At 72.3% G+C, this 15,895-nt stretch carries 16 protein-coding genes and 1 tRNA gene; 11 read left to right on the forward strand and 6 right to left on the reverse strand.

The genetic code is table 11. The features are described from left to right. Positions 1-4 precede the first annotated feature (4 nt). From AB0O07_RS08505 to AB0O07_RS08530, 6 genes are all read left to right on the forward strand, one after another. Complete coding sequence (locus tag AB0O07_RS08505; protein WP_365629030.1) at positions 5-718, forward strand: PIG-L deacetylase family protein; 714 nt, start codon at positions 5-7, stop codon at positions 716-718. Between the two features lie 3 nt (positions 719-721). Beyond that, positions 722-1,456: a WbqC family protein gene (locus tag AB0O07_RS08510; protein ID WP_365629033.1), complete on the forward strand. Its 735-nt coding sequence runs from the start codon at positions 722-724 to the stop codon at positions 1,454-1,456. Beyond that, positions 1,453-2,562 carry a glycosyltransferase family 4 protein gene (locus tag AB0O07_RS08515; RefSeq protein ID WP_365629036.1) on the forward strand — a complete coding sequence of 370 codons (1,110 nt, stop codon included), beginning with the start codon at positions 1,453-1,455 and terminating at the stop codon, positions 2,560-2,562. The genes AB0O07_RS08510 and AB0O07_RS08515 overlap by 4 nt, the downstream gene beginning before the upstream one ends. Continuing rightward, a complete protein-coding gene (locus AB0O07_RS08520; RefSeq protein ID WP_365629039.1) occupies positions 2,555-4,210 on the forward strand; it encodes an aminoacyl--tRNA ligase-related protein in 1,656 nt (551 codons plus the stop codon). Before AB0O07_RS08515 ends, AB0O07_RS08520 begins: the two co-directional genes overlap by 8 nt. A 172-nt stretch (positions 4,211-4,382) precedes the next feature. Beyond that, positions 4,383-4,457, forward strand: a tRNA-Thr gene (locus AB0O07_RS08525). Positions 4,458-4,490: 33 nt separating this feature from the next. Then, complete coding sequence (locus AB0O07_RS08530; protein WP_365629042.1) at positions 4,491-5,600, forward strand: UDP-N-acetylglucosamine--N-acetylmuramyl-(pentapeptide) pyrophosphoryl-undecaprenol N-acetylglucosamine transferase; 1,110 nt, start codon at positions 4,491-4,493, stop codon at positions 5,598-5,600. A gap of 4 nt (positions 5,601-5,604) precedes the next feature. On the opposite strand, the gene AB0O07_RS08535 is transcribed toward AB0O07_RS08530, so the two are convergent. Then, positions 5,605-5,991, reverse strand: a complete 387-nt coding sequence (locus AB0O07_RS08535; RefSeq protein ID WP_365629045.1) for an HIT domain-containing protein — start codon at positions 5,989-5,991, stop codon at positions 5,605-5,607. Positions 5,992-6,552: 561 nt separating this feature from the next. On the opposite strand from AB0O07_RS08535, the gene dhaK reads away from it, so the two are divergent. The 4 genes from dhaK to AB0O07_RS08555 all read left to right on the forward strand — a co-directional run bounded on the left by dhaK (position 6,553) and on the right by AB0O07_RS08555 (position 10,437). Further along, a complete protein-coding gene (gene dhaK / locus AB0O07_RS08540) occupies positions 6,553-7,545 on the forward strand; it encodes a dihydroxyacetone kinase subunit DhaK (RefSeq protein WP_365629048.1) in 993 nt (330 codons plus the stop codon). Between the two features lie 97 nt (positions 7,546-7,642). After that, on the forward strand, positions 7,643-8,323 hold the full coding sequence (gene dhaL / locus AB0O07_RS08545; RefSeq protein ID WP_365629051.1) for a dihydroxyacetone kinase subunit DhaL: 681 nt from the start codon (positions 7,643-7,645) through the stop codon (positions 8,321-8,323). Positions 8,324-8,334: 11 nt separating this feature from the next. Further along, the gene (locus tag AB0O07_RS08550) at positions 8,335-8,742 is read left to right on the forward strand and encodes a PTS fructose transporter subunit IIA (protein WP_365630276.1); all 408 of its coding nucleotides are present in this window, start codon (positions 8,335-8,337) and stop codon (positions 8,740-8,742) included. Positions 8,743-8,943: 201 nt separating this feature from the next. After that, positions 8,944-10,437 (forward strand): FAD-dependent monooxygenase, encoded by a 1,494-nt coding sequence (locus AB0O07_RS08555; RefSeq protein ID WP_365629054.1) that lies wholly within the window; start codon positions 8,944-8,946, stop codon positions 10,435-10,437. 44 nt (positions 10,438-10,481) lie between these two features. On the opposite strand, the gene AB0O07_RS08560 is transcribed toward AB0O07_RS08555, so the two are convergent. The 5 genes from AB0O07_RS08560 to AB0O07_RS08580 form a co-directional block, all read right to left on the reverse strand. Then, the gene (locus tag AB0O07_RS08560) at positions 10,482-11,450 is read right to left on the reverse strand and encodes a M56 family metallopeptidase (protein ID WP_365629057.1); all 969 of its coding nucleotides are present in this window, start codon (positions 11,448-11,450) and stop codon (positions 10,482-10,484) included. 6 nt (positions 11,451-11,456) lie between these two features. Beyond that, entirely contained in the window at positions 11,457-11,855 is a 399-nt protein-coding gene (locus AB0O07_RS08565) for a BlaI/MecI/CopY family transcriptional regulator (RefSeq protein ID WP_365629060.1), read from the reverse strand. 330 nt (positions 11,856-12,185) lie between these two features. Next, positions 12,186-13,499 carry a cation:proton antiporter gene (locus AB0O07_RS08570; RefSeq protein WP_365629063.1) on the reverse strand — a complete coding sequence of 438 codons (1,314 nt, stop codon included), beginning with the start codon at positions 13,497-13,499 and terminating at the stop codon, positions 12,186-12,188. A 7-nt stretch (positions 13,500-13,506) separates the two neighbouring features. Then, positions 13,507-13,992, reverse strand: coding sequence for a TrkA C-terminal domain-containing protein (locus tag AB0O07_RS08575; protein ID WP_365629066.1), 486 nt, complete (start codon positions 13,990-13,992; stop codon positions 13,507-13,509). Positions 13,993-14,377: 385 nt separating this feature from the next. After that, complete coding sequence (locus AB0O07_RS08580) at positions 14,378-14,674, reverse strand: DUF3040 domain-containing protein (protein WP_365629069.1); 297 nt, start codon at positions 14,672-14,674, stop codon at positions 14,378-14,380. 198 nt (positions 14,675-14,872) lie between these two features. Between AB0O07_RS08580 and AB0O07_RS08585 the strand changes: the two genes are divergently transcribed. Next, positions 14,873-15,895 carry a sensor histidine kinase gene (locus tag AB0O07_RS08585; protein WP_365629072.1) on the forward strand — a complete coding sequence of 341 codons (1,023 nt, stop codon included), beginning with the start codon at positions 14,873-14,875 and terminating at the stop codon, positions 15,893-15,895.

A 15,895-nucleotide genomic window follows, 5' to 3' on the forward strand; every position in this document is an offset into this window, starting at 1 on the left:
CCCGGTGCCCCCGACGAAGGACCCGAGGGCCACGGAACGAGTGGTGGCGGTGGTGGCGCACCCCGACGACGCCGAACTGCTGGCCTACGGCACGCTGCGGCGCTACCGCCGGCTCGGCGCCCGTGTCACCGTGCTGATGGCGACCCACGGCGCCAACGGTGTCTCGCTGGCCGACGCCGCAGACGGTATCCGACTCACCGAGGAGGCGCGCGTACGCGAGGTGCGAGCGGCCTGGGACGGCACGGGCGTCCAGGTGACGTGCCTCGGTCTGCCCGACGGAGCACTACGTGCCGACCGAAGCCTGATCTCGGCGGTCGAGGGTGAACTCGTACGCCTGGGCTGCACGACCCTGATCACCCACAGCCCGCACGCGGACAACGACCATCAGGACCACCTCGCCCTCGCCGCGGCGACCGCCAACGCCGTCTCCCGCGTGCCGTTCTGCCGCACCGTTCTGTACGGCGAACCACACGCCCCTCGCAGCGGCTTCGCCCCTACCGTGCTCGTAGACATCACGCCCCTCCTCAGCGCCAAGGTCCGGGCACTGGCCCGACACGAAACGCAAGAAGGCCGTTGGTACCTGAGCGAGAGCTACACGCGCCACCGCGCGGGATCCGCGGGCTGGCGGCTGCGCCCCTCCGAGGCCGCCACGGGCCACGCCTTTGAGGCGTTCGAAACGCCCTTGATCACTCTGCTGCACGAGCCGGGACAGGAGTAGCCCGTGATCTACATCGAGCAGCCGCCGTTCCTGCCGTGGCTGGGCTTCTGCGAAGCGCTGATCGCCTGTACGAGCGTCGCGCTGTACGACAACGTCGCCTTCACCCAAGGCGGATGGCAGAACCGTAACCGCATCAAAACCGCCAACGGCCCCGCATGGCTCACCGTCCCGGTCACCCACTCCCCCGGGCAGCTCATCCGCGAGACAAGAATCGCCGAGGGCTTCGACGCATCGAGCATGGTCAAAACGCTACGCCTGGCCTACGGGCGCGGCCCATACGCCGACGAAGCGCTCCAGGTCATCGTGCCGCCTCTGTCGGCCGGCCATAACTGGCTGGCCGATCTGAACACCGACCTCGTGACACAGATCGCACTCGCACTCGGCTCTCGGGCCTCCCTGTTCCTCACCTCACGGATTCCGCCGGCGGAATCCACCGACAAGACCGGACGCCTGGCCCACATCTGCGCCGCCGCCGGTGAGCCGGAGTTGTGGGCGGGTTCGGGCACGCGGCGGTACCTCGATACCGCGGCGCTCGCCGAGCGCGGGATCAGCGTCCTCTGGAACGAGTTCAACGGCCGCCACCCACGCTACGCGCAGGCGTGGCCGAAGCAGGGCTTCGCGCCGGGCCTGTCGGTCGTCGACGCGGCCTGCGCGATCGGCTGGGCCGGAGTGGCGGCCATGCTCCGCACCGGCCTGCACGCCTACCGCCCCACCGCGTTGATGGGAGAACCCCGATGAGCCGACCGCGGATCATGACCGGCATCGACCTGCCCTTGGAACCTTCCTGCGGCTCCACCATCTGGTGCAGCGACGTCTACCAACGGCTCGCCCCCGATTTCCACACCACGTTCCTCGCCCTGCCCGGCTCCGGCAGGTGGCAGCACCGCTTCGAGGAGACCATCACGCTCGGCGCGGTGAAGCACCCGTACGGCCCGCACTTCGCCCGGTACGCCGACGAGCTGACCGGGGAGGTCGAACGGCTCCTGCGCGACCGCCGTCCCGACATCATCCACGCCCAGCATCTGGGCTTCGGGCTCGCGCTCGCCTTCGCCCGCGCCTCGGGCAGCATCCCGCTGATCTCCGTCGCGCACGGCACTGACGTGATCGCCGCCGCCGAGAGCGACCAGGCCCGCCACGCGCTGATCGAGGTCGTAAAGGCCAGTACGGCCGTCGCCGTGCCGAACAACGCGATGGCCGACCAGGTGAACGCCCTCACTCAGGGGCAGTTCACCGACCGGGTGGTCACCATTCCCTGGGGCATCCCCCTGCCGGACCACCCCAGCGTCCGACCTACCGACGGGCGCGAGCTGCGGCTGCTGCACGCCGGGCGTCTCGACGCGAACAAGTCCACGATCACCGTGATCGAGGCGATGTCCCTCACCACCGAGGGGCATCGCCTCACCGTCATCGGCAGCGGTGGTGAACTACCCGCTCTCACGGCCCGGAGCGCCGGCCTCCGCCTCTCCCATCCGGTCCGGTTCGAACCGTTCATGCCTCGCAGGGAACTGTGGCAGCGCTTCGCCGACTTCGACGCGTTCCTCTTCACCACCAGGCAGTTGGAGGCGTTCGGCCTGGTCGCGGTCGAGGCGCAGGCCCACGGGCTCCCCGTCATCCACAGCAACGTGCCCGGCCTGCGCGAGACCCTCGGCACCGGCGCCCTGGCCTTCCCGCCGGGCAACGCCGTCGCCCTGGCCGCAGCCGTCGACCAGCTCGCCGAGGACCCCGGTCTCCGCCACACCCTGAGCCGCGCCGCAGCGGCCAATGCCCGCCGCCATGACATCGTCACGACCGCCACGAGCCTGCGCGACCTGTCGAAGTCCGTGATCGGTGCGGCCCGTGTCTGACGCCCCGCTGTACGCCAGCCGCCTGTGGCCCCCCGTACGCCGACGCGCTGCCGACGCGACCGCCGCGACCATGGACCTGCTCGAATCCCTCGGTTACGTCGGCAAGACCGATGCCACCGGCGTGTTCACCCTGCTGCCACTCGGGCTGCGCGTCCACGACCGGCTCTCCCGGATCGCCCGTACAACGTTCGAAGAACGTGGCGCGAACACCGTCGCCTTCCCCACTCTTCAAAGCCGCACGCTGTGGGAGCAGTCGGGCCGCTGGGCCACCTACCAGGCCGAGGGCGCGCTGCTGACGGCCACGAGCAGGAGCGGCGAGCAGATGTGTCTGGCCCCGACCTCCGAGGAGATCGCGGCGGCCACCGTACGCGAGCACCTGCGCTCGTACCGCGATCTCCCGGTCCGGCTCTTCCTCAGCACCTCCAAGTACCGCGACGAGATCGCGCCGCGCGGCGGGCTGATGCGGGGGCGCGAGTTCACCATGGCGGACGCCTACACCTTCGACACCACACCCAAGGGGATGCGCGCCTCGGTCGGTTTCCTCAACGACGCGTGCCGCGCCGCCCTCCTGGCCATGGGCCTGACCGGCGTCTTCCAGGCTGCTGCCGACGGGGGCAGCATCTCGGCCGGACCGACCACCGAGCACCTGGTCCTCGGCGACATCGGGCAGAGCACCCTCCTGGTCTGCGACCACTGCGGCCACCGCGGCGACGGCTCCGTCCTGCGCGCCCGTCCGATCCCGCAGAACGACCCGGTCGTCAACGTCATCGCCTTCGCGCTCACCTCTCCCGACGGATCCACCACCCCGGCTGCGGTGGCGATCCGCTCCGACCTCCAGGTCAGCCCCCGCAAAGTCGCCGCCATCACCGGTGCCACCCGCGTCGACCTCCTGGATCCGACCCGCCTGCCCGGGCTGTTCGGTACGAAGGCCGGCACCCTCACCCCCTGGGACTGCGCCGGAACGGCCACCCTCCTCTTCGACACCTCCGTCGCGCACCTGGATGCCTTCGCCATCTCCGACGGCACCGCCGGCCTGCGCCGCAACGTGGCCTGGTCGGGAACAACTGGCTTGGAAGCCCTCGCACCCGTCGCCGACGACCTCCACCGCGCCGCCCAGGGCATGGGCTGCGGCCACTGCGAGGAAGGGCACTATCGCGAGGCCCGAGCCATCGAGGTCGCCCACGTCTTCGAGCTGGGCACCCAGTACGCCGCCCCGATGAACCTGTCCTTCACCGACGAACACGGCGCCGCGCGCACCCCGTACATGGCCTGCTCCGGCATCGGCATCACCCGCTGCCTCCAGACCCTCGCCGACCTCCAACGCGACAAGGACGGCCTCCGCTGGAAGCCCGGAACCGGGCCCGCCGACCTCCACCTCATCGTCCTGCGCCCCGACCTGCCCGCCATGCGCGAACGCACCGACCGCGCCGTACGGCACCTACGAGACCGCGGGGCAGCCCTGTTCATCGACGACCGCCCCGAACCCGCCGGCGAGAAGTTCCGCTATGCCAACCTCCTCGGCCTCCCCCAGGCCCTGGTCCTCTCGCCCCAGCAGAACAATGACGAGGTGGAACTCGTCAACCGATGGACCTCCCGGACTCACCGAACATCAATCAGCCAGCTTCCAAGCACCTGGGGCAAGCGCTGAACCCGCCTCAAATAACCGCTCAACAGTTATCACCCGAAGCCAGAATCAGCATGCCGAAAAACAAGAAACAGCCGACTCTGAAAGCGCGAAGAGAAGTGACCGGAACTCACCACCAAAGCCGATCGCAGCGTTGACCCCGACCCTCGATCATCCCTAGTCTCGGAAGCGTCAACGGGTCGTAGCTCAAGGGCAGGAGCACGGCATAAGTGTTGCCGAGGAGCTGGTTCGAATCCAGCCGACCCGACCAAGAATACAACCATGCGGACCAGGTGCGATGCGGATGAAAATCGGAATTACCGGGGGTGGCAGCGCCGGACACGTCGTCCCCGCCCTTGCCGTAGCTGCCCGATTCCCCGAAAAGGGCGCGACGGAAGTCGTCTTCTTCGGACGCCCCGACAGCATCGAGCACGAATACGCCGAGAAAGCAGGAATCCCGTTCCGCCCTGTCCCCTCCGCGGGCCTGAAGCGCTACGGATCATGGAGTAACCTGCTCATGCCCTTCACCGTACTGCGCGGCATCATCGCCGCGGTACGGGCCATGCGAAGCGAGCGGCCCGACGCCCTGTTCTCGAAGGGCTCGTACGTCTCCGTACCTGTCGGCATCGCCGCCTGGCTCTGCCGCGTCCCGATCGTCGTCCACGAGTCCGACCATTCCCTCGGCCTCGCCAACAAGATCGTGGCCCGCATGGCGACCCGGATCTGCCTGACCGTCGAGTCCCCGGCCGGCACACCGCGTCGACTCGCTCGCAAATCCACCGTCACCGGCCTGCCCCTGCGCCACGACCTCGCCACCGGTGAACCGGAGAAGCTGCGCAAACGGCTCGGCGTTCCGGCGGAGCTGCCGGTCCTCCTGATCTTCTGCGGCAGCAGCGGGTCCCAGCGCATCAACGACGCCGTGCAGAACCAGCTCGACGCCCTGTGCGCGCGCTTCGCGGTCTTACACGTACGGGGGAAAGGCAACCTCGAACCTTCACTCCACGACGTACCGGGGTACTGGCAACTGGAGTACCTGCACGACGACATGGCCGATGCGCTCTGGCTCGCCGACCTGGTGATCGGCCGCGCCGGTGCAACGACGCTCACCGAACTCGAAGCCCTCGGCAAACCCGCCGTACTCATCCCGCTCCCGGCAAACGTGAGCCGTGGCGACCAGCTCGACAACGCCGACGCCTACGCCCGCCGGCACCCCGGACGGTGCATCGTGATCCCCGACGACGAAGAGCTGCGGGGCGGAGCCTCTCTGGCCGAGGCATGTACGGAACTGACCGTCGGCCCCGGCCGGACCACGGGGGAACAACTCGATCCGCAGGACATCCACCGGGCTGCCGACCTGATCGTGCGCGAAACCATCGCCGCCACCAGGTCGAGGCGCACTCGCCGCGCCCGATGAGGTCTCAACCGTCGTGGTGCCCGTACATCGCGAGGATCTGTTCATCGGACTCACCACGGTGACAGACGTGGAAGTGCAGGTGCTGCGACTCCTGGTACAGCCCGACATTCGTGGTGACAGAAGCCGCGCCATGCTCCTCCTTCACCTGCGCGGCCACCTCCCCCACGACCGCCATCACCTTCGCGAGCAGCTCTTCGCCCCCCGCCCCGAGGTCGATCAGCGACGACGTGTGTTTCTTCGGCACCACCACGACGTGCACCGGATGCGAGGGGTTGGTGTGCTCGAACGCGAGCACGTCCTCGGTCTCGACCACTACCTTGATCGGCACAAGCCCCGGGATGGCCTGATGGCAGTAGAAATCCGAAGTCGACGAGGCCGGAACGACGGTCACAGTAAGCAACCTTCCATGTCTGGGAGTAATGACTCCGCCAGCGTATCGTCCCAGCCGTACCCCTCATCAGCGTTCGGGAGCCCGTCGACACCCCACACCCGTAGGCGCCAACGGCAGCTCCCTGGCCAGGCCCCGAGGGTCACCAGCGGGCAGTGTCGCGCTCATCGACCGTTCACCCGCCTCCTCATGGACTGGGCCAATGCACACGACCTCCCGAGCCACCCAATTTGGCTGAAGCCGCTCATGGCCACCCAGGCGACACCCCCTCGCGGGCCCGGAAGCAGATGCGCCGAGATGCGCGTCGCGCAGGCGATCTCGCCGTAGACCGTGCCGCCGGGCCGGGTTCGATCGATACTGGAATCGGACGGCAGCCTGCCGCACCGGACCCCCTCGCAGGGAGCTGACGATGTATCAGAAAAGTCAGCATGAGGTCAGCATCAGTACCGCCGCACCCCGCTTCGAAGCGCCGAAGACCGCCAAGATCACAAAGCACCCACACGCATTTTGACCTGCAAAAACACTGGTCAGGGGCCCATCTGCTAGCCTACTTAGGAGATACCGTTGAAGATGCTCATCAATGTGCCGGAGACCGTGGTCGCGGACGCCCTGCGCGGGATGGCCGCCGCGCATCCACGGCTGACCGTCGATGTCGAGCGGCGGGTGGTGATCCGGGGCGACGCTCCGGTGGCCGGGAAAGTAGGGCTCGTCTCCGGGGGCGGCTCCGGGCACGAACCCCTGCACGGCGGGTTCGTCGGGCCCGGGATGCTGGCCGCCGCCTGCCCCGGCGAGGTGTTCACGTCCCCGGTGCCCGACCAGATGGTCCGGGCCGCCGCGGCGGTGGACAGCGGGGCCGGGGTGCTGTTCGTCGTCAAGAACTACACCGGTGACGTCCTCAACTTCGACATGGCCGCCGAGCTGGCCGAGGACGAGGGCATCCAGATCGGGAAGGTCCTGGTCAATGACGATGTCGCGGTGACCGACAGCCTCTACACGGCCGGCCGGCGCGGCACCGGGGCGACGCTCTTCGTGGAGAAGATCGCCGGCGCCGCCGCCGAGGAGGGGCAGCCGCTGGAGCGGGTCGAGGCGGTCGGGCGGCGGGTGAACGAGGCGTCCCGGAGCTTCGGGGTCGCGCTGAGCGCGGTCACCACACCCGCCAAGGGCTCCCCGACCTTCGACCTCCCCGAGGGCGAACTGGAGCTGGGCATCGGCATCCACGGGGAGCCCGGCCGCGAGCGGCGCGCCATGATGACCTCGCGGGAGATCGCGGACTTCGCCGTCCACGCCGTCCTGGACGACCTGCGCCCCTCGGGCCCGGTGATCGCCCTGGTGAACGGTATGGGCGGCACACCGCTGCTGGAACTGTACGGGTTCAACGCGGAGGTCCAGCGGGTGCTGGGCGAGCGCGGGGTGGCGGTGGCCCGTACCCTCGTCGGCAACTATGTGACCTCGTTGGACATGGCGGGGTGCTCGGTCACCCTCTGCCAGGTCGACGAGGAGCTGCTGCGGCTCTGGGACGCCCCGGTCGAGACCCCCGCTCTGCGGTGGGGCCGCTGAGCGCGCGACGCGTCGGCCGCTTACGACAACAGCAGGACATGGGCAGCGGAGCGCGGGGACCGGAACACCGGGGCGTTCCACGGGGTGAGGAGAGCACGTGACTGACGAAAGCGCGGCACGCACGCTGGACGCCGCCTTCTTCCGCCGCTGGCTGGGGGTGGTGGCGGCGGGCGCCGTGGAGGAGGCCGCGGCGCGCCTCACCGAGCTGGACTCGGCCATCGGGGACGCCGACCACGGCAGCAATCTCCAGCGCGGCTTCCGCGCCGTCGCCGAGGCGCTGGCGGCGGAGGAACCGGGGTCGCCCGGCGCCGTACTGGCGCTGGCGGGGCGGCGGCTGATCTCCACGGTGGGCGGTGCGTCGGGACCGCTGTACGGGACGCTGCTGCGCCGTACGGGCAAGGCGCTCGGCGACAGCCCCGAGGTCACCCCGGCGGCCTTCGCCGAGGCGCTGCGCGCCGGGGTGGCGGCGGTGGCCCAGCTCGGCGGCGCCGCGCCCGGTGACAAGACGATGATCGACGCGCTGGAACCTGCGGTGGCGGCACTGGCGGCCGGGGCCGGGGCGGCGGGGGACGGTACGCCGGCGTTCCGGGCCGCCGCCGACGCCGCCGAGCGGGGCGCGGTGGCGACCGTACCCCTCCAGGCGCGCAAGGGCAGGGCGAGTTATCTGGGCGAACGGAGCATCGGCCACCAGGACCCGGGCGCCACCTCCTCGGCGCTGCTGCTCGCCGCCCTCGCCGACACGGCCGAGGCGGACGGCACGGCGGAGGCGGACCGGTGAGCGGCGGACCGGTGGGCGGCGGGGCGCGGGTCGGGATCGTGCTCGTCTCGCACAGCGCGGCGGTCGCCACCGCCGTCGCGGCGCTCGCCCGGGGGCTCGCGGGCGGCGGCGAGGCCCCCGTCGCCGCGGCCGGCGGCACCGAGGACGGCGGTCTCGGCACCAGCTCCGAGCTGATATCCCGCGCGGCGGCTGAGGTCGACCAGGGCTGCGGGGTCGCCCTTCTGGTCGATCTCGGCAGTGCCGTGCTGACGGTGAAGGCGATGCTGGCCGAGGGCGACGAACTCCCGGAGCGGGCGCGGCTGGTGGACGCGCCGTTCGTGGAGGGCGCGGTGGCCGCGTATGTGACGGCCTCGGCGGGCGGCGATCTGGACGCCGTGGTGGCAGCGGCTGCGGAGGCGTACCAGTACCGCAAGGAGTGACCGCCGGGGAAGGCGGCCCGCCGGGAGAGCGCCCGACGGGGCCGGAAGGGCCGGTTCTGTGCGGTTTCCCCGCCGGCCGGGGCGCCGCGCCCGACCGGGCCGGAAGGGCCGGTTCTGTGCGGTTTCCCCGCCGGCCGGGGCGCGGAACCCCGCATAGTGGGTGCCGACCCGGGCCATCACCAACCCCACGGGAGGCCACCTATGGCGGAGTTGTCGGGCACGGCCGGAGACACGGTCACCAGCGGCGGCGGAGGCGGCGGCAGAGGCGCGCGCCACGCCGTCGTCGTGGGCGGGAGTATCGCGGGGCTGCTGGCGGCCCGGGTGCTCACCAACCACGCCGACCGGGTGACCGTGATCGAGCGGGACCGTTACCCCGAGGGCCCCGAGCCCCGAGCCGGCGTCCCCCAGGGCCGCCATGTCCATGTGCTGCTGGAGAGCGGACAGCGGGCGCTGGAGGAGCTGTTGCCCGGGTTCCTCGCCGAGCTGCGGGACCACGGCGCGCCCCGGATCGGCATGCCCGGGGAGCTGTTGCAGTGGCAGGCCGGGCGGTTCTTCCGGCGTACGCCCTCCTCGGCGTATCTGCTCACCGGTTCCCGCCCGCTGCTGGAGTGGCTGGTACGGCGCCGGGTGCTCGCCGATCCGAGGATCACGGTGGTGCCGGGCACCGAGGTGGTCGGGCTGGCCGGGGATCCCGGCCGGGTCCGGGGTGTCCGGCTGCGCGAGCGCGGGGCCGGGGGCCGTCAGGATGTCCGGACGCTCACCGCCGATCTGGTGGTCGACGCCTCGGGGCGCGCCACCCGCTCCCCGGAGTGGCTGACGGAGCTGGGGGTACGGCCGCCCGGGACCGACACGCTGGACACGGGGCTGGCGTACGCGAGCCGGTACTACCGCGCCCCCGAGCCCCCGCCGGGCCCGGACTGTCTCGGCTACTTCTTCGTCAGCGGGCGGCAGCACGCGGAGGGCGGGGGCATCCTGCCCGCCGAGGGCGGCCGGTATCTGGTCACGCTCAGCGGGCTGCGCGGCACGGAGCCGCCCTCGGACGAGGCCGCGTTCCTCGGCTTCGCCGCCCGGCTCCCGCACCCCTCGCTGCACACGTGGCTGACGGCGGCGGAGCCGGAGACCCCGGTGCACACGTTCCGCTCGGCGGGGAACGTACGGCGGCGGTACGACACGGCAGGGCCGCAGCCCGCCGGTTTCCTCGCCACCGGGGACGCGCTCTGCTTCTTCAACCCGGTGTACGGGCAGGGCATGTCGGTCGCCGCGCTCGACGCGCTCGCCCTGGACCGGGCGCTGGCGGACCCGCGCCGCACCCCGACCACCCGGCGGGTCCAGCTCGCGCTGCTGCGGACCTCCCGGCAGGCGTGGGACATCGCCTCCGGCGCGGACCGGGGCATCGAGGGGGTGCGGGGCAGCGCCGTACGGGTCCACCCCGCCCAGCGCCCCGCCGCCTGGTACCTGGAGCGGGTGCTGGCGCGCGCGCCGGGCGATCCGGTGATCGGGGACGCGTTCCGCTCGGTGACGCATCTGAACGCGCCCCCCGGGGTGCTCTTCACCCCCCGGGTGGCGCGCGCGGTCCTCTTCGACCGGCCGCGACCGGACCTGCCGGGGCCGCAGCAGCGCCAGGAGGCTGCGGGGCCACCGGGCCAGCGGCGCCGGTCGGGGGAGTCCGAGCCCGTACGGTACGCGGCCGACTGAGCCCGGGGCCGACGCGAGCCGGTGGCGTGCCAGGGGCCGCCGGCTCAGAACGGCGTGGCCGTGTGCAGGACGAGGAGCAGCGTGACCGTGGCGTTGGCCGAGGAGAGGGCGGAGCCGGCCGTTCCGGCGGCGGCCGCCCAGACGGCCAGGCCCACCGCGGTCCGTATCGGCGGCCAGCGCGGGAGCGGCGGGGCGGGGGCGAGCAGCGCCGCCACCCGGCGCGGCACGGGGCCCGGTTCCGGGGCGGCGAATCCGGCCAGGGTGGGCGCCGGGGCGGCGCGGGAGACGAGCGCGGCCCTGCCGATGGCCCGGGCCACCACCGCGCGGTCGCCGGTCGCCCGGGCCGCCTCCTCGTCCGCCCACCGTTCGCTGGTGTAGGCGACGGCCGTACGAAGGGGCCGCAGCAGCGGGTTGGCGCGCGCGGCGAGCCGTACGGCCAGCAGGAACCGGTGGTGACGGCCCGCCAGATGGGCGCGTTCGTGGGCGATCAGGGCGGCGCGCTCCTGGCCGGTCAGGGAGGTGAGCATGCCGGTGGAGACCACGATCCGGCCGCCTCCCGAGGGGGCGGTGGCACGGGACGCACGGCCGCTCCCGGGCAGGGCGTAGGCGTACGGGGCCGGGTCGGCCAGGACGGCGAGCTCGCCGTCGGGGACCCCGGTGAGCGCCTGCCGCGCTCCCCGGCGCACCCGCCGGTCGCGGTGGACGGCGCCCGCACACCCCGCCGCGACCGCGAGCAGGGCGCCCATCGCCGCCTTGCCCGCGATCCCGTCGTACGGGACGGCCTGCCGTACCTCGGCGTCCGACCAGGCGTCGGGGAGCGGGTTGCCGGGCAGTTGGGCGGTGCCGACGACCACCAGCAGCCCGAGGCAGAGGGTGCTGCAGACGGCGAGGACGACCGCGAGCGCGGAGAGCAGCCGGGTGGCGCGGCGGGGGTGCAGATGGTGGGCGGCGAGGCGGGCGACGGGCAGCGCGGTCAGCGGCAGTACGAGCGGCAGAAAGACGAACACCCCCATGCCCCCTCAGCCCTCCGCCCCGCCCTCGGGGAGCGTCAGCAGGTCGCGCAGGAGCCGTTCGTCGTCGGGCGAGAGGGCGGTGACGAAGCGGGCGAGGACGGCCTCGCGGTCCGCCTCCCGGTCGAGGACCCGGCGCATCCGGAGCGCGGCGAGCCCGGCCTCGTCCGAGGCCGCCCGCCACTGGAAGGAGCGGCCGGCGCGTTCCCTGGTCACCGCCCGCTTGGCCTGGAGGCGGGTGAGGATGGTCATGACCGTCGTATAGGCGAGCGGGCCGCCCAGCCGTTCCTGCACCCAGGCGGCCGTGACGGGCCCGGGGGCCTGCCGCAGCGCGGCGAGCACCTGGGCCTCCAGCTCGCCCTGGCCGCGCCGGCGGGGGCGTTCGCCGGGAGTGCCGTGCACCGTCACCGTGGTCTCCCTCCGGCCGCGCGGAGGTGTCCGCGGGCCCAACCGGACCATGGTACGGAGCCGCCGCGCCGCCCCGCCCGCCGTGCGCCCGGGGAGCGGGGGCCGGGGAACCGGGCCGGGCCCCCGTGGCACCCGGCGGGAGCGGGCCGGTTCTCGCTCCCCATTCGCTTCTACACTCCTGTAGATTTTACTTCCGCATGACCTGTTCTTGGTCCGGCCGCCCGGGGACGCCCGGAGCGGGCCGCCGGAACAGGAGAGGGGCACAGGGCGCAGGGCGCGCGTCCTGTGCCCCGTTCGTCGTTCCGGAGCCGAGCCCTTCAGGGCCCCCGGTCAGCCGTGGCTGGAGGCGGGGTCGCCGGCCCCGGAGACGGGCGGCTCGGCCCGTACCGGCTCCTCGGCGGTGACGGCGGCCTCGGCCCGGGCGTGTTCCTCGCTCAGCACGGGGCCGTCGGCCGGGACCGGCTCGGTCTTCACCAGCGGGACGGGGGCGGGGGCGTTCCGGGTGAGGCGGCGGGCGAGCGGCTCCGTCCAGCGCGCGGCCAGCGGGCCGAGGATCACCAGGATGAGGACGTACGCGGTGGCCAGCGGCCCGATCCGGGGCTCGACCCCGACGGCGAGCCCGGCGATGACGATGGAGAACTCGCCGCGTGCCACCAGGGTGCCGCCGGTGCGCCAGCGGCCCGCGGTCCTGACCCCGGCGCGGCGCGCCGCGTACCAGCCGGTGGCGATCTTCGTCAGGGCGGTGACGGTCGCCAGGATGAGGGCGGGCACCAGGACCGGCGGGATGGCGGCCGGGTCGGTGTTGAGGCCGAAGAAGACGAAGAAGACGGCGGCGAAGAGGTCGCGGAGCGGGGCGAGCAGGTTGTGGGCGCCCTCGGCGACCTCGCCGGAGAGGGCGATGCCGACGAGGAAGGCGCCGACGGCGGCGGAGACCTGGAGTTCCTGGGCGACCCCGGCGACGAGCACGGTGAGGCCGAGGACGACGAGCAGCAGCATCTCGGGGTTGTCGGAGGAGACCGCGCGGCTGATCAGCCGGCCGTGCCGGAGCGCCAGATAGAGGACGGCGCCGACGGTGCCGAGCGAGATCAGCAGGGTCAGGCTCCCGCCCGCGAGGCTGAGTCCGGCGAGCAGCGCCGTGAGGAGCGGCAGGTAGACGGCCATGGCGAGGTCCTCTATGACGAGGACGCCGAGGATGACGGGGGTCTCCCGGTTGCCGAGCCGGCCGAGGTCGCCGAGGACCTTGGCGATCACTCCGGAGGAGGAGATCCAGGTGACCCCGGCCAGCGCCACGGCGGCGACCGGTCCCCAGCCGAGGATGAGCGCGGCGGCGGCGCCCGGTACGGCGTTGAGGACGAAGTCGACGAGCCCCGAGGGGTACTGCGTCTTGAGGTTGGAGACGAGTTCGGACGCGCTGTACTCCAGTCCCAGCAGGAGGAGCAGCAGGATCACGCCGATCTCGGCGCCGGTGGCGACGAACTCCTCGCTCGCGTTGAGCGGGAGGAGTCCGCCGTGCCCGAAGGCGAGTCCGGCCAGCAGGTAGAGAGGGATGGCGGAGAATCCCACCCGACCGGCGAGCCGGCCGAGTATCCCGAGGCCCAGGATGATGGCCCCGAGTTCGATGAGCAGTTCGGTGGTGTCGTGCACGGGCGCTTTATCCTCCGGTGATCAGTTCGGCGACGGCGTCCACGCCTTCCCGGGTGCCGACCACGACGAGCGTGTCCCCCAGGGCGAAGCGGAAGTCCGGGGTGGGCGAGGGGAAGGCGTCGGTGCGGCGCAGGACGGCGACGATGGAGGCGCCGGTACGGCTGCGCACCTGGGTGTCGCCGAGCGTCCTGCCGACGTAGGGGGAACGCTTGGTGACCGGGATGTGCTCGGTGAGCAGGTCGATCTCGATGTGCTGGTGCAGATGGGCGACCGGGTCCGGGGTCAGCAGCTTGCGGAGCGCGCTCGCCTCGTGCGGCGCGAGGGTCGCGGCGTCCCGGCAGCTGTCGTCGTCCTCGGGGTCGTGGAAGGCGAGGATGCGGCGTCCGTCCTGGTGCGCGACGACCGAAAGGTGCTTCCCCGCCTCCGTGTTGAGGTCATAGCGGGTACCGACCCCGGGCAGGGTGGTCTTGCTGACGTGGGCGGTGTGCTCCATAGGAACGGCTCCATGCGGGCGTGGCGTGAGGGTGTGCGGGCATGCTGAACTCCGGTACGGCGACGGGGTGCGGCCGGGTCGGCCGTCCGTCTCCGGACTGGGAGATTCTGCATCATGCGTCGCGAGGAAGCACCGGTAAGGGGATCCGAAGGCGGGCGCGCTCCATGGAACCGCTCCCTCCGTGCCGGCGCGTTCGACCGACCGCCCTTGCATCTCAGTTAAGGGGCACACCAAAGCTCAAGAGAGTGTTGGTCACCTGAACGCTATTTTAACGTAAAATAATTTGTCAGCATTATCACGTATGCAACGAAAAGAACCGCCGGAGCATTCCGGCGGTTCTTCGTCAGCGTCCGTACAAGGGCCTGTCCCCGCCCCCCGTACGCCGCTACCAGGAGGGCGGCGGGGTGCCCCGTCCGGTCCGCGCCCTGGCCCGGTCGGGGTCGAAGAGATGCCCGGCGATCCCCGCCAGCACCAGTCCGCCCGCGATGAGGAGCCCATGGCCGATGACAATGCCCAGGGCGAGCCCGCCGAGCGCCACGGCGAGCGTCAGCCACGCGGTGCCGTGCCGGTACTCGCGCGGGGGGTACGGGGTGCCCGCCTCCAGCGCGTGGAAGAAGCGGGGGTCGTCGTGGCGGAGCCGCTCCGCCAGGTCCCCGAGGAGCCGGTCCTCGTCCGTCGCCATACTCCGCCTCCCCGCCACCGTGCCGCTCCGCCCTCAGGCCACCTTCGCCCGCCGTGCCGCCCCGGCGCCATCCGCAGCGGCACCCACATCCGGGGGTGGGTGACATGTAGACGCAGGGGGGTGACGGGCCCGGTGGTCGGGGCGGTGCCCCCGTACCGGCGATAGTGGGGGGCGTCACTCGTGAGGAGGCCCCACCCCGTGTCCCTGTTCTGGCGGATCTTCCTGCTCAACGCCGCGGTCATGTTCGCGGCCACCGCCCTGCTGCTGCTCGGCCCGGTCACCGTCTCGGCCCCCGTCCTGCTCACGGAGGCCCTGATCATGGCGCTGGGGCTGGGGGCGATGCTCGTCGCCAACGCCGCGCTGCTCCGGGTGGGACTCTCCCCGCTGCAACGGCTCACCCGGGCGATGACCACCACCGATCTGCTCCGCCCCGGCCGCCGGCCCACCGTCTCCGGGCACGGCGAGATCGCCGAGCTGATCATGACGTTCAACACGATGCTCGACCGTCTTGAGGCCGAGCGCGCGGCCAGCAGCGGGCTCGCGCTCTCCGCCCAGGAGGCCGAACGCCGCCGGATCGCCCAGGAGCTCCACGACGAGATCGGCCAGACCCTCACCGCCGTCCTGCTGGAGCTGAAGCGGGTCGCCGACCGGGCCCCCGCGCCGCTCCGCGCCGATCTCCTCCATGTCCAGGAGACGACGCGCGGCAGCCTCGACGAGATCCGCCGGATCGCCCGCCGGCTCCGCCCCGGGGTGCTGGAGGAGCTGGGGCTGATCAGCGCGCTCAAGGCGCTGACCACCGAGATCACCACCCACACCGGGCTGACGGTGCGCCGGCACTTCGACGGCGATCTGCCGCCGCTGGGCGAGGATGTCGAACTGGTCGTCTACCGGGTGGCGCAGGAAGGGCTCACCAACATCGTCCGCCACGCCGGAGCGCACCGGGTCGACCTCGCGCTCCGGCGCACCTCCACCGGGGTCGAGCTCTGCCTCGCCGACGACGGCCGGGGGGTCGGTACGGCGGCGGAGGGGGCCGGCATCCGGGGGATGCGGGAGCGGGCGCTGCTCGTCGGCGCCGAACTCACCGTGGGCCCCCCGGCCCCCGGGACGCCCGCCCCCCGTACCGCGGCACCCCACGCACACCAGACACCACAGGCACCACAGAGGACACACGGCGGCACCGACGTACGGCTGCGCGTGCCGATCGGGAACGGGAGCGAGTGA

This window comes from Streptomyces sp. NPDC093085, assembly GCF_040683935.1.
Lineage (GTDB): Bacteria > Actinomycetota > Actinomycetes > Streptomycetales > Streptomycetaceae > Streptomyces.

Coding starts and splice junctions, on each gene's coding strand:
- AB0O07_RS08515 (WP_365629036.1), top strand. CDS start 1,453: ATGAGCCGACCGCGGATCATGACCGGCATCGACCTGCCCTTGGAACCT.
- AB0O07_RS08530 (WP_365629042.1), top strand. CDS start 4,491: ATGAAAATCGGAATTACCGGGGGTGGCAGCGCCGGACACGTCGTCCCC.
- AB0O07_RS08555 (WP_365629054.1), top strand. CDS start 8,944: ATGGCGGAGTTGTCGGGCACGGCCGGAGACACGGTCACCAGCGGCGGC.
- AB0O07_RS08560 (WP_365629057.1), bottom strand. CDS start 11,450: ATGGGGGTGTTCGTCTTTCTGCCGCTCGTACTGCCGCTGACCGCGCTG.
- AB0O07_RS08575 (WP_365629066.1), bottom strand. CDS start 13,992: ATGGAGCACACCGCCCACGTCAGCAAGACCACCCTGCCCGGGGTCGGT.
- AB0O07_RS08580 (WP_365629069.1), bottom strand. CDS start 14,674: ATGGCGACGGACGAGGACCGGCTCCTCGGGGACCTGGCGGAGCGGCTC.